The 12,729-nt window shown below is 62.5% G+C and carries 13 protein-coding genes and 1 tRNA gene; 4 read left to right on the top strand and 10 right to left on the bottom strand.

All coding sequences use genetic code 11. The features are described 5' to 3' along the window. Window positions 1-10: 10 nt before the first annotated feature. The 3 genes from pncB to pncA all read right to left on the bottom strand — a co-directional run bounded on the left by pncB (window position 11) and on the right by pncA (window position 4,290). The gene (gene pncB / locus A9D60_RS18720; protein WP_065268990.1) at window positions 11-1,300 is read right to left on the bottom strand and encodes a nicotinate phosphoribosyltransferase; all 1,290 of its coding nucleotides are present in this window, start codon (window positions 1,298-1,300) and stop codon (window positions 11-13) included. A 62-nt stretch (window positions 1,301-1,362) separates the two neighbouring features. Then, window positions 1,363-3,624: a PAS domain-containing hybrid sensor histidine kinase/response regulator gene (locus A9D60_RS18715; protein WP_065268989.1), complete on the bottom strand. Its 2,262-nt coding sequence runs from the start codon at window positions 3,622-3,624 to the stop codon at window positions 1,363-1,365. A 69-nt stretch (window positions 3,625-3,693) separates the two neighbouring features. Then, window positions 3,694-4,290 (bottom strand): bifunctional nicotinamidase/pyrazinamidase, encoded by a 597-nt coding sequence (gene pncA, locus A9D60_RS18710; RefSeq protein WP_065269098.1) that lies wholly within the window; start codon window positions 4,288-4,290, stop codon window positions 3,694-3,696. A gap of 177 nt (window positions 4,291-4,467) precedes the next feature. Between pncA and trhO the strand changes: the two genes are divergently transcribed. Continuing rightward, window positions 4,468-5,379: an oxygen-dependent tRNA uridine(34) hydroxylase TrhO gene (gene trhO, locus A9D60_RS18705; RefSeq protein WP_065268988.1), complete on the top strand. Its 912-nt coding sequence runs from the start codon at window positions 4,468-4,470 to the stop codon at window positions 5,377-5,379. Between the two features lie 82 nt (window positions 5,380-5,461). Here the strand turns inward: trhO and A9D60_RS18700 are convergent, their stop codons facing one another. The 7 genes from A9D60_RS18700 to A9D60_RS18665 all read right to left on the bottom strand — a co-directional run bounded on the left by A9D60_RS18700 (window position 5,462) and on the right by A9D60_RS18665 (window position 10,735). Beyond that, window positions 5,462-6,130 (bottom strand): NapC/NirT family cytochrome c, encoded by a 669-nt coding sequence (locus A9D60_RS18700; protein ID WP_065268987.1) that lies wholly within the window; start codon window positions 6,128-6,130, stop codon window positions 5,462-5,464. Further along, window positions 6,130-6,600, bottom strand: a complete 471-nt coding sequence (locus tag A9D60_RS18695) for a nitrate reductase cytochrome c-type subunit (protein WP_065268986.1) — start codon at window positions 6,598-6,600, stop codon at window positions 6,130-6,132. Before A9D60_RS18695 ends, A9D60_RS18700 begins: the two co-directional genes overlap by 1 nt. Before the next feature lie 8 nt (window positions 6,601-6,608). Then, a complete protein-coding gene (napA, locus tag A9D60_RS18690) occupies window positions 6,609-9,131 on the bottom strand; it encodes a periplasmic nitrate reductase subunit alpha (RefSeq protein WP_065268985.1) in 2,523 nt (840 codons plus the stop codon). Further along, window positions 9,128-9,406 carry a chaperone NapD gene (locus A9D60_RS18685; RefSeq protein WP_065268984.1) on the bottom strand — a complete coding sequence of 93 codons (279 nt, stop codon included), beginning with the start codon at window positions 9,404-9,406 and terminating at the stop codon, window positions 9,128-9,130. Before A9D60_RS18685 ends, napA begins: the two co-directional genes overlap by 4 nt. Continuing rightward, entirely contained in the window at window positions 9,403-9,918 is a 516-nt protein-coding gene (locus A9D60_RS18680; protein WP_065268983.1) for a ferredoxin-type protein NapF, read from the bottom strand. Before A9D60_RS18680 ends, A9D60_RS18685 begins: the two co-directional genes overlap by 4 nt. A gap of 12 nt (window positions 9,919-9,930) precedes the next feature. Continuing rightward, entirely contained in the window at window positions 9,931-10,080 is a 150-nt protein-coding gene (napE, locus tag A9D60_RS18675; RefSeq protein WP_065268982.1) for a periplasmic nitrate reductase, NapE protein, read from the bottom strand. Window positions 10,081-10,660: 580 nt separating this feature from the next. Then, a tRNA-Thr gene (locus tag A9D60_RS18665) sits at window positions 10,661-10,735 on the bottom strand. An 85-nt stretch (window positions 10,736-10,820) separates the two neighbouring features. On the opposite strand from A9D60_RS18665, the gene A9D60_RS26665 reads away from it, so the two are divergent. Genes A9D60_RS26665 through A9D60_RS18655 form a run of 3 tightly spaced genes read left to right on the top strand, consistent with a single transcriptional unit; the run spans window position 10,821 to window position 12,727 of the window. Then, window positions 10,821-10,976 carry a hypothetical protein gene (locus A9D60_RS26665; RefSeq protein WP_019295060.1) on the top strand — a complete coding sequence of 52 codons (156 nt, stop codon included), beginning with the start codon at window positions 10,821-10,823 and terminating at the stop codon, window positions 10,974-10,976. A gap of 6 nt (window positions 10,977-10,982) precedes the next feature. Continuing rightward, a complete protein-coding gene (murA, locus tag A9D60_RS18660) occupies window positions 10,983-12,254 on the top strand; it encodes a UDP-N-acetylglucosamine 1-carboxyvinyltransferase (RefSeq protein ID WP_065268980.1) in 1,272 nt (423 codons plus the stop codon). After that, window positions 12,251-12,727, top strand: a complete 477-nt coding sequence (locus tag A9D60_RS18655; protein WP_065268979.1) for a DUF2948 family protein — start codon at window positions 12,251-12,253, stop codon at window positions 12,725-12,727. The genes murA and A9D60_RS18655 overlap by 4 nt, the downstream gene beginning before the upstream one ends. The last annotated feature ends 2 nt before the right edge of the window (window positions 12,728-12,729 follow it).

Here is a 12,729-nt window from a genome sequence, read left to right as displayed (position 1 = left end):
CGAAGTGTTATCAGACGATTACCGCCTGCCGCTCCTGATCTCCGACACCGAAAACGCGCTTGTAGCGGGCGATTTCCTCTGCCGGGCCCATCGCTTTTTCCGGGTTATCGGACAGTTTCACGGTGGGCCGTCCGTTGGCAGCAACCGCCTTGCAGACCAGAGAGAACGGCGCAAGCGCGTCATCCGGCACCAGCCTGCGGAAGTCGTTGGTCAGCAGCGTGCCCCAGCCGAAAGAGACCTTGGTGCGGCCGGCAAACTGCGCGTGCAGATCCTGGATCTGCTGCACGTCGAGCCCGTCGGAGAAGATCACCCGTTTCTCTGCCGGGTCCTCGCCGCGCTCCTTCCACCAGTTGATCGCCACCTCGGCGCCCTTGGCCGGATCGCCGCTGTCGATGCGGATGCCAGTCCAGCCGGCCAGCCAGTCCGGCGCGCGGTCAAGGAACCCTTGGGTTCCATAGGTGTCCGGAAGGATGATGCGCAGGTTGCCCTCGTGCTCGTCATGCCAATCGGACAGAACGTCATAGGGCGCCTGCGCCAGTTCCGCGTCGCTGCCGGCAAGCGCGGAATAGACCATCGGCAGTTCATGGGCGTTGGTGCCGATCGCTTCCACCTCCCGGCGCATGGCAATGAGGCAGTTGGAGGTGCCGGTGAATTTGTCGCCCAGCCCCTCGATCATCGCTTGCACGCACCAGTCCTGCCAAAGGAAGGAATGGCGGCGGCGGGTGCCGAAATCGGCGATGGTCAGGCCCTCCACCTCGCGCAGGCGTTCGATCTTTTCCCAGACGCGGGTCATGGCGCGGGCATAGAGCACCTGCAGCTCAAACCGGCCCATGCTGTTGATGACAGCGCGGCTGCGCAACTCCATCAGCACCGCGAGCGCCGGGATTTCCCACAGCATCACTTCATGCCATTTGCCCTCAAACGTCAGCTCATACTGGTCGCCCTTGCGCTCCAGATGATAGGGTGGCAGGCGCAGGCCCTCGAACCACTCCATGAAATCGGGGCGGAACATCTGCCGCTTGCCATAAAAGGTGTTGCCCCGCAGCCAGGTGCTTTCGCCGCGGCTGAGAGACAGCGAGCGGATGTGATCCAGCTGCTCGCGCAGCTCGCCCTCGTCGATCAGCTTGGCCAGCGGCACATGCGCCGAACGGTTGATCAGCGAGAAGGTGACGGTGGTGTCCGGCTTGTTGCGAAACACCGACTGGCACATCAGAAGCTTATAGAAATCAGTATCAATCAGCGACCGGACGATCGGGTCGATTTTCCATTTGTGATTGTAGACGCGGGTTGCAATGTCCACCGGCGGCCTCGTGCATAAGGGTCACTGATTGATAGGACAGCGCGGCAGCCGGGGCAAGGAGATCAGCCCGCGCGGCGGCTTTGCGCCTGCGGCGCCAGCCGGGCCAGCAGCGCCAGCAGCCTGGGCTTGCTGATCGGCTTGCTCATGAAGTCGTCCATGCCGGCGGCCAGGCAGGCCTTGCGGTCGGAGTCAAAGGCATTGGCTGTCAGCGCCACGATCACTGGCTGCGGCCGTGCCAAAGCACGGATTGCTCGGGTGGCTTCCAGCCCGTCCATTTCCGGCATCGACATGTCCATCAGGACGACATCCGGACCGAAAGATTCGAATTGCGCGACCGCCTCGCGGCCATCCTGGGCAAAGGCCAGTTCGACCGGCGCGGTGTTCAGGAATTTCTCCACCAGCAGCCGGTTCACGGCGTTGTCTTCGGCGACCAGCACCCGCAGGCCGTCCAGCGCCGCAGTGTCGCCAGGGGCATCCGGCTCCGGCTGCGCAGCGGCTTCCTCCTGCGCATTCTGCAGGAGCAGCCGCACCGCAAAACAGGACCCCCTGCCCAATTCCGAGGACACCGCGATGCCGCCGCCCATGGCCTCCGCCAGGCGGCGGGAAATGGCCAGCCCCAGGCCGGTGCCGCCGAACCGGCGGCTGATGGCAGCGTCGGCCTGCGAAAACCGTTCGAATACGTCCCCCAGCTTGTCCTCGGCGATGCCAATGCCGCTATCTGTAACCGAGAACGTCAGCTCATACCCGCCCGCCGCCGGGGTACCGCCCAGCGCCACCGAAACCCGGCCCTGTTTGGTGAACTTGATCGCATTGCCGGCAAGGTTCATCAGGATCTGCCGGATCCGCCGGTCATCACCGCACAGCCGCAAGGGCAGGTCTTCCTGAATCTCCAGCGCCAGTTCCAGTGCCTTGGCATCCGCCTGGGCCTGCAGCAGGCGGATTGTGGTTTCAAAACAGGCACGGGGGTCGAAGTTTGCAGGGCTGAGCGTGATTTCCTCCGCGTCCATCTTGGAGAAGTCCAGAACGTCATTGATCAGCCCCAGCAGCATGTCGGCTGAATTCAGGATGGTATCGGCATAAAGGGCCTGCTCCTTGCTGAGGCCGCTATCGCGCAAAAGCTGTGCCATGCCGATCACCCCGTTCATCGGAGTGCGGATCTCGTGGCTCATGGTGGCAAGGAAGTCCGACTTGGCGCGGGCGCCTTCTTCTGCCGCAACGCGCGCCTGTTCCAGTTGCTCGGCGTGCTCCTTGGCGGCAGTGACATCACGCTCCACCGCAACAAAGGATTCGACCTCCCCCTGGGCGTTCAGCACTGGCACCTGGTTGGTTTCCAGCCAGAACGGCGTTCCATCCTTGCGCTGGTTGAGGATTTCAACCCGGAAGGACGCGCCGGCTGCGCGCCCCTTCTCGATAGCTTCGGCCGCGGCCGGGTCAATGTCCGGATGAAATATCAGTTCTCCCAGCGGGCGGCCTTTGGCCTCCTCCAAAGTGAAGCCTGTGACGCGGGTGAAGGTTCCATTGGCCCACAGCGTTCTGCCATCCCGGTCCAGCAGACGAACGATATCATTGGCATTTTCGGCAATCAGCGCCAGGCGCCGGGCTTCCTTCCGCTGTTCCACCAAACGAGCATTTGCCGCCTCCAGCTCCTGCTGCTGGGTTGCGGTGGCAAGATTGTACTGGCGGGTGTTTTCAAAGGTCCGGCGCCCATAGTCTGCCAGCCAGAACATGAAACCGGTCAAAGTAACGATACCGACAGCATGCAACTGCCATTCAGTGGTAAAGCCGCCGCCCGCAATCAGGTCTACTGCGAGCATGGCGGCAGGCACGGCACAGAAGAGCACCATCCAGACGACTGCGGCCGGGCGGTGATACGGCAGGGTGATTGCGGCGTTCATCGCAATGCCGGCAAGGAAGGCGAGGGTGAACAATATGTCCAGGTGATGATCGGTATCGACCCCGGCCTCCACCCAGGGCCAGTAAGGCAGGGTGGCGCAGATGCTCATCCCCAACCCATAAACCGCGGCAGAGACGGTGGACAGAAGCCGCAGCCTCCGTTCGGAGACACCCTTGGCCGCCAGGATCGGCAGCCGCCATAGGCAGTAGCTGTCGGCGCAATCCCCGATCAATGCAGCAAGGAAGCCGAAAGTGCCGATGATTATATCTGTCGCAAGGCCCAGCAAGAGGCAAACACCGAAGACAAAGACCTGGCGTGCCCAGAAAGTTTTGTACCGCCCTCTGGCATAGCGCAGCATCAGCTCAAGCGAGCTGTACTTTCTTTCATAGCTGGCCAATGGGCCGGCATGCGGCCCCTTCTCTACGTTCATCAGTCAGCCTTGCTGTCCGGACTCCCTGCCAGTGTTAACTGTAACTGGTTAATATTTGGAAACCTCAACTCATGATTGAAGCCCCACCCCTGCCTCCTCCATTTGCGTCAAAGCCGACTTGAGAGAGCCATCCAGATCGATGGCGCGGCAAGCGGACAGCTGGACCGTCACGCCGAACCCCAGGCGCGCCGCATCCAGTGCGGTGAAGGCAACGCAGAAATCGGTGGCCAGCCCGGCCAGGGTCAGATGTGTGATGCCGCGGCTGCGCAGGTACCCCTCCAGCCCTGTGGGCGTCGTCTGGTCGTTCTCGAAGAAACCGGAATAGCTGTCGATCGCCGGCCTGAAGCCCTTGCGGATGATCAGATCGCCATCGGTGCGCAATGCCGGGTGGAAGGCCGCGCCCTCAGTGCCCTGAACGCAGTGGTCCGGCCACAGTACCTGGGTGCCATAGGGCATGTCCGTGGTTTCAAACGGCGCTTTGCCCGGGTGCGAGGAGGCAAAGGAGGAATGCCCTGCCGGGTGCCAGTCCTGTGTCAGTATGACCGCATCGAAGTGGTCCATCATTGCGTTGATCGGGGCCACCACCTGGTCCCCGCCGGGCACCGCCAACGCGCCGCCGGGGCAGAAATCGTTTTGCACATCGACAACGATCAAGGCCTGCGTCATCGGCATCTCCTTTGCTGTGCACACAACATCTAGCGGTGTGTGCGGATCAAGGGAACTGTTGCTGCAGGACGGCGCAGACGCAAGGCAAAAACATGCATCCAAAGCCCTTGTTTTATTGGTGCGTCGGGGCGGGTTCTTTCACTTGAAAACCCCGGCGCATGGTTCTAAGGGCGGGGCATGTACACGATTGCTGCTCTCTATCACTTCACCCGTTTCCCTGATCCCGCCGCGATCCGGCCGGCGCTGCTGGACCTGTGCCAGGCGCAAGACGTCAAAGGCTCCTTGCTGCTGGCGCATGAAGGGATCAATGGCACCATTGCAGGCCCGCGCGCAGGCATCGACGCGGTGCTGGCGCATATCAAGTTGCTGCCGGGCTGCGCGGGGCTGGAGTGGAAAGAAGCCACCGCCGCCGAGCCGCCGTTCGGCAAGATGAAGGTGCGGCTGAAGAAAGAGATCGTGACCATGGGGCAGCCGGACGTCGATCCGCTGGCCTCTGTCGGGCATTACGTCGAGCCGGAAGAGTGGAACGACCTGATCCGGCAGGACGATGTTGTCCTGATCGACACCCGCAACGATTACGAGGTGGCAATCGGCACCTTCGAGGGCGCGATCGACCCCAAGACCGAGAGTTTCCGCGATTTCCCAGCCTGGTGGGAAGAGAACAAGGACCGCTTTCATAACAAGCGGGTTGCAATGTTCTGCACCGGCGGCATCCGCTGCGAAAAATCCACCAACTACCTGCTGGGCCAGGGGGTGGAGGATGTCTATCACCTGAAGGGCGGCATCCTGCGCTATCTGGAAGAAATGCCGGCGGACAACAGCACCTGGGAAGGCGAATGCTTTGTCTTCGACAACCGGGTGTCGGTCGGCCACGGGCTGGTGGAAGGCCCGCATGAGCTGTGCCACGGCTGCCGCCGCCCGATCCTGCCAGAGGACAAGGCGCGCCCCGAGTTCGAGCAGGGTGTCAGCTGCCATCAGTGCATCGATCAGACCTCGGAAGAGGACAAGGCGCGGTTCCGCGAGCGGCAGAAGCAGATGAAGCTGGCGCGGGAACGCGGCGCGGATCATCTGGGCAGCATCCCGCTTTAAGGCTGAGCCTGAAAACAGACACTAAAAAGGCCGCTGTCCCTATGGGCAGCGGCCTTTTTAGTGTTTTGCGGGGCTGGCAGCGTCAGTCGCTGCTCAGACCCAGATAGCTGCGGGTGCTGGCCAGCAGACCCTCACCGTGGGCCGGGGCCAGCAGGCCCGCGTGGTCCTCGCCTTCGGCCGCAGCCATGTCGGGCAGCTGGTGGGCGATGCCCTTGTGGCAGCTGATGCAGGTCTTCTCACCGGTGAACAGGAAGCGTTCATGCGCATCCGCGGCCCGCTTGGACTGCCGGGTAATGTCCATCGACTCGTCCGAGTGGCAGTTGCGGCATTCCAAGCTGTCGTTCGCCTCAAGCCGCGCCCATTCGTGCTGCGCCAGTTCCAGCCGGTGCTCCAGGAATTTCTCCCGCGTGTTGATGGTGCCGAAGATCTTGCCCCAGACCTCCTTGGAGGCCTGCATCTTGCGGGCGATCTTGTTGGTCCAGTTGTGCGGGACGTGGCAGTCCGGGCAGGACGCGCGGACACCGGAGCTGTTGGAGTAGTGAATCGTCGGCTTCAGCTCCTCGAACACGTTGTCGCGCATTTCGTGGCAGCTGGTGCAGAAGGCCTCGGTGTTGGTGACCTCAAGCGCGGTGTTGAAGCCGCCCCAGAAGATGATCCCCATCACAAAGCCGCCCATGGTCAGGAAGCCGAGCGAGAAATAGGCGCTGGGACGCCTGATGATCCACCAGAGCCGTTTGAGGAAATTCCACATCAGTCCGCCCCGCCCTGCTGTGTCTTGACGTAGTCGATCACCTTGTCAACATCGACGAACTCATTCTCAACCAGCGGCCGGGCGTTGGTCTGCACCACGTGGCACTGGGTGCAGAAATAGCGCCGCGGGCTGACCGCGCCGAGAGTCTGGCCCTCGCGGTTCATAAAGTGGGTGACCGAGATCATCGGCGCCTGGCTGACCTCCACGGCGGTGCGGCTGTGGCAGGTCAGGCATTTGTTGGAGTTCAGATCGACCTGGTAGTTGTCGGTCTTGTGCGGGATCAGCGGCGGCTGATCCGGGTAGTTGCGCACCTGGCGGATGTCGGTGTTGACGATGCCGGGGATCTGGGTGGCTTCGCCCTGTTGGTCCAGCGGCGCGGTGTTGCGCAGCGTGGCGACCTGGTTCTGGGCGAAGGCTGCGGTGGCCAGAAAAACCGGAACAGCCAGGATGGCGAGACGGAGATGTTTCATGACGGGCCTCACACTGCTTCGATACGGACTGCGCATTTTTTGAAGTCCGTCTGTTTCGAGATCGGATCGGTGGCGTCCAGCGTGACCTTGTTGATCAGCCGACGCGCATCGAACCAGGGCACAAAGACCAGGCCTTTGGGCGGCTTGTTGCGGCCGCGGGTTTCAATCCGGGTGCGGATTTCACCGCGCCGCGAGATCACCCGCACCTCAGTACCGCGCCGGAAACCCTGGGCCTTGGCATCGTCAGGGTGCATGTAGCAAAGCGCGTCCGGGACGGCCTGGTACAGCTCGGGCACCCGCTGGGTCATCGAACCGGAGTGCCAGTGCTCCAGCACGCGGCCAGTGGCCAGCCACATCGGGTATTCCTCGTCCGGGCTTTCCGCCGGCGGCTCATAAGGCAGCGCAAAGATCACCGCCTTCCCGTCGGGCTTGCCGTAGAATTCGTAATCCGCGCCCGGAGTCACATAGGGGTCGGAGCCCTCCTTGAAGCGCCACTGGGTTTCCTTGCCGTTCACCACAGGCCAGCGCAGGCCGCGCACCTCGTGGTAGGTGTCGAACGGTGCCAGATCGTGGCCGTGGTCGCGTCCGAACTCGGCGTATTCCTCGAACAGGCCCTTCTGGATGTAGAAGCCGAAGTCCTCGGATTCGTGGTTGCCGTATTCGATTGCCTTCTCGGTCAGCTCGTACTGGTCGACCTTGCCGTTGGCGAACAGCACCTCGAACAGGGTCTTGCCCTTGTATTCGGGATTGGCGTCCAGGATTTCGGCAGGCCAGACCTCATCGGTGGTGAAGCGCTTGGAGAATTCCGCCAGCTGCCACAGGTCGGATTTGGATTCACCCGGCGCGTTGACCAGCTGATACCAGAACTGGGTGCGGCGCTCGGCGTTGCCATAGGCGCCTTCCTTCTCCACCCACATAGCGGCGGGCAGGATCAGGTCGGCGGCTTCTGCCGTCACCGTCGGGTAGGCGTCCGACACCACGATGAAGTTGTCGGGGTTGCGGTAGCCCGGCAGCCCTTCCTCCATCATGTTGGGGGCGGCCTGCATGTTGTTGTTCACCTGCACCCAGTAGCAGTTGATCTTGCCGTCCTTCAGGTCGCGGTTCTGTTTCACCGCGTGGGAGCCGACCCAGCCGGGAACGGTGCCTTCGGGCAGCTTCCAGATCTTCTCTGCCTTGGCGCGGTGCTCGGGGTTCTTGACCACCATGTCGGCAGGCAGGCGGTGGGCAAAGGTGCCGACCTCGCGCGCGGTGCCGCAGGCCGACGGCTGGCCGGTCAGCGAGAACGGCGAGTTGCCGGGGGTGGAGATTTTGCCGGTCAGCAGGTGGATGTTGTAGATCATGTTGTTGACCCAGACACCGCGGGTGTGCTGGTTCACGCCCATGGTCCAGAGCGACATCACCTTGGTGTCCGGATCGGCATAAAGCTTGGCGATTTTTTCCAGCGTCTCAGCCGGTACACCGGACATTTCCGACGCTTTTTCAAGCGTGTATTCGGAAACGAACTCGGCGAATTCCTCGAACGTCATATCCGACGCACCGCCGGCCTTGCCCGCGTTCTCGGCCATCTGCTCCAGCGGGTGCTCAGGCCGCAGGCCATAGCCGATGTCCTGGTTGCCGCGCTTGAAGTTGACGTGCTTGGAGACGAAACCCTCGTTCACCGCGCCGTTCTGGATGATGTAGTTGGCGATGTAGTTCAGCATCACCAGATCCGTGTGCGGGGTGAACACCGCCGGGATGTCGGCCAGGTCGAAGCTGCGGTGGGTGAAGGTCGACAGCACCGCCACCTTGACATGCGGGTGGCTGAACCGGCGGTCGGTGATGCGGGTCCACAGGATCGGGTGCATCTCCGCCATGTTCGAGCCCCACAGCACGAAGGCGTCGGCGTTCTCGAAGTCGTCATAGCAGCCCATCGGCTCGTCGATGCCGAAGGTCCGCATGAAGCCGCCCACGGCTGAAGCCATGCAGTGGCGGGCGTTGGGGTCGATGTTGTTGGAGCGGAAGCCCGCCTTCATCAGCTTGGAAGCGGCGTAGCCCTCCCAGACGGTCCACTGGCCGGAGCCGAACATGCCGATGCCCTCGGGGCCTTTCTCGGCCAGGGTTTTCTTCCACTTCTCGGCCATGATGTCGAAGGCCTCATCCCAGGACACCGGGGTGAACTCGCCGTTCTTGTCATATTCGCCATTGGTCTTGCGCAGCAAAGGCGTGGTCAGGCGGTCGGCGCCATACATGATCTTGGACAGGAAGTAGCCCTTGACGCAGTTCAGGCCGCGGTTGACCTCTGCCTGGGTGTCGCCGTGGGTGGCAACCACGCGGCCGGCCTTGGTGGCCACCATGATCGAGCAGCCGGTGCCGCAGAAACGGCAGGGCGCCTTGGACCATTTCAGTTCAGTCACGCTGGCGTCGGTGACAAGGTTCTGCGCGGCCGCGGGAACCGGCAGGCCGGCGGCAAGCGCCGCGGCAGCGGCTGCCTGCGCCTTGATGGCGTCGCGGCGGGTCAGGCCAGTTTTGGGGCCAGTCTTGGGTCCGTTCATTGGAGGACTCCTTCTTCAATGACGAGGTCCTGCGCATCGCAGGTTTGATGGAAGACAAGCGCCGCGCTGGCGACGCCGTCGAGAAGCTGTATTTTGGCGAGCGCATCACCGATGGCCCGATCGCTGTCGGCTTCGAACAGGACCACGATCTTGCCCGAGGGGGCGGTTTGCGAAATCTCGGCGCGCGGCATGGATTGGATGGCGGCCTGAACGGCCTCCATCTGCGCCGGGTCACTGCGCACCAGCAGGCTGGAGATATGGATTTCTTCGGTCACGCGGGCGTCCTTTGCTGGCGGGGATCGCGGATGGCGATGGCGTGGTTCGGGCAGGTGGCGAGGCAAGCACCGCAACCGGTGCAGGCGCCGGTATCCACCTGAATGGCACCCACCGGGCGGACCGACAGGTCCATCCGCAAGGCGCGCGGGTCGCAGATGTCCGTGCACAGCTGGCAGGCAATTCCGGCGGCGTTCAGGCAGCTGCCGGTGATCTCTACTGTGACCGGCCAGGCCGCCGGCTGCTCCAGATCGAACACAGGTTCGGGGCAGGCTTCGGCGCAAGCCGCGCAGAAGGTGCATTCGCCGCCGCGGAAACTGATCCGCGGGCGGTTGCGGCTGTCGAACCCGATAATGTTCTCCGGGCAGCTTTCCACGCAGGCATTGCAGCTGGTGCAATACGCCTGCACCCGGGCCTCATCCGTCCAGGGCGGGCGGAATTCCGGGGCCGGGCGGGCCACCCGTCCGGTCAGGAATGCGCGCCGCGAGGGGGCTGTGCTGGCATGTGCTGGCATTGGCTTGGGCCCTTAACCTGTCGGCGGTCCCAGGAAGATCTGCGAGATCCAGATGATCAGGCCGTATCCGCCGACGATTCCCACTGCCAGAACTGGCGCCAGGACCACTGCAAGGAACAGAAAGGTGTTCCTCTCTTCGGCTTTGGTTGGCTGTTCGGACATAGGTGTCCTCCTTGGCTAAATAATCACACAATCGGTTTGCGGTCTGACCGCAGCCTGCTGTGCAAGCTTTTGCAGGTTGGTCCGGCGGTGCCCGATGGCCTTCTAACAGTGATGTCAGATCCATCTTTTCAGTCGTCCGGCTTCAGCGCTGCCAGCGCCACCATGGAAAAGCGGCGCGGCTGGCACCTTGATCTGAATCATTTCCACGGCTGCTGATTTGAAAAACGTAAATATTCAAAAATATGAAATTGAAGTGCGGGCAGCCAGGTGAGAGCTCAGGCTGCCGAACCGGAGGCATCACCGCATCAGCCGGAAGTCAGCCCCGCCCGAATCTCTTGCCGCGCTTGTGGCACCATGCCCGAGGCAGGACATATCCGGCGGCGGCGCTTACCCGTTCCCCTTGGCGGCGCGGTGCTGCAGGGACATGAAAACCGATTCGCAAATGCCCGTCCGATGCAGAATCCTGAAATGGGCTTCTGAACGCCCCGGCAGAGCCCCTGAAACGCACAAATCCAGCGCATGAAACGCAATCGGCCCAACACTTGGGTCAGGCAAAAAATTCAGCGATTTCAGTGATTAATGGTGCTGCTGGAGAGAATTGAACTCTCGACCTCTCCCTTACCAAGGGAGTGCTCTACCTCTGAGCTACAGCAGCGCCGGTGAGGGGGCTTTTAGGCATAAACGCTGGGGGGTGCAAGACCATTCTGGACGGTTTTTTCGCACTAAGTTACAGAAGTCTTATGGCAGAGAAGAAATCACCTAAAAACGACGGTTCCGCAGCATCGCGCGAAGACCGGCTGAAGGCAGCGTTGAAGGCTAACATGGCCCGGCGCAAGGCACAGGCCAAGGCGCGGGCAGACAAGCAGGACCAGGATACGGGCAAGAGTGGAGAGTAAGAGCAGATGGATTCGATTCTGGTAACCGGGAATGGCCCGCTGAACGGGCAAATTCCGATCGCAGGGGCCAAAAACGCCTGCCTTACCCTGATGCCGGCAACATTGCTGAGCGAGGAACCACTGACGCTGACCAATGCGCCGCGCCTCAGCGACATCAAGACGATGACGCTGCTGCTGCAATCGCTGGGCGCCGAAGTGTCCAGCCTGCAGGACGGCCAGGTGCTGGCGATGTCGAGCCATGACCTGACCAGCCATGTCGCCGACTATGACATCGTCCGCAAAATGCGCGCGTCGAACCTGGTGCTGGGCCCTATGCTGGCGCGGCTGGGCCAGGCCGTGGTGTCGCTGCCCGGCGGCTGTGCGATCGGCGCGCGTCCGATGGACCTGCATATCCATGGGCTGGAAGCGTTGGGTGCTGAGATTGAACTGAAGGACGGCTACCTGCACGCCAAGGCGCCGGGGGGCCTGAAAGGCGCGGTGGTGGAGCTGAGCTTTGCCTCTGTCGGGGCGACCGAAAACATCATGATGGCAGCCACGCTCGCCAAGGGCACCACCGTTATCAAGAATGCAGCGCGCGAACCGGAGATCGTCGATCTGGCCGACTGCCTGCGCAAGATGGGCGCGCAGATCGAAGGTGACGGCTCCCCCGACATCACCATTCAGGGCGTCGACCGCCTGCATGGCGCCACGCATCAGGTGGTGACTGACCGGATTGAACTGGGCACCTATATGCTGGCCCCTGCAATCTGCGGCGGTGAGGTGGAGCTGCTGGGCGGCCGCCGCAGCCTGCTGGAAAGCTTTTGCACCAAGCTGGAGGCTGCGGGCATCGAGATTACCGAAAACGAGAACAGCCTGACCGTCAGCCGCAAGAACGGCCGGGTCCGGGCTGTGGATGTGGTCACCGAGCCCTTCCCGGGCTTCCCGACCGACCTGCAGGCGCAGATGATGGCGCTGATGTGCACTGCCGAAGGGACCTCTATTCTGGAAGAGAAGATCTTTGAGAACCGTTTCATGCATGCGCCGGAACTGGTGCGTATGGGTGCCGAGATCGAGGTGCATGGCGGCCATGCCACGGTGACCGGTGTCGAGAAGCTGAAGGGCGCCCCGGTAATGGCCACCGACCTGCGAGCCTCTGTCTCGCTAATCCTGGCCGGCATGGCGGCAGAAGGCGAAACCAAGGTGAGCCGGGTCTATCACCTGGACCGCGGCTATGAACATGTGGTGCGTAAGCTGTCCGGTGTTGGCGCAAAGATCGAGCGGATCAAGGAGCAGTCATGACGGATGCCAGCTTTGAGGACGGCCGCGAAGCGCCGCTGAACCTGGGCGCGCTGGAGGAAGATGACCTCAAGGTGCTGTCCTCGCTGCTGCAGGACGCAGTGTTTCCGGTCACTGAAATGAGCTGGCGCGCGTCTGAACGCCGCTTTGCGCTTCTGGTGAACCGGTTCCGCTGGGAAGACCGCGACGCGGCGGAGCGGCGCGGCCGGTCTTTTGAGCGGGTGCAGTCGCTGCTGGTGGTGGACAATGTGCTGGGCGTTTCCTCGCAAGGTGTGGACCGCAAGGACAAGGATCTGATTCTGTCGCTGCTCTCTGTCACCTTCGAGCCGGGTGAAGACGGGGCAGGCCATGTTCTGCTCACCCTTGCCGGCGATGGTGCTGTCCGCCTGTCCGTTGAGGCGCTGGAGGTGTCCTTGCGCGACGTCACACGCCCCTACCAGGCGCCTTCGGGCAAGGCGCCTGAACACGGCGCCTGAGC

The organism is Leisingera sp. JC1, from assembly GCF_001679925.1.
GTDB lineage: Bacteria > Pseudomonadota > Alphaproteobacteria > Rhodobacterales > Rhodobacteraceae > Leisingera.
This window is presented reverse-complemented; position numbering and strand designations above follow the sequence as displayed.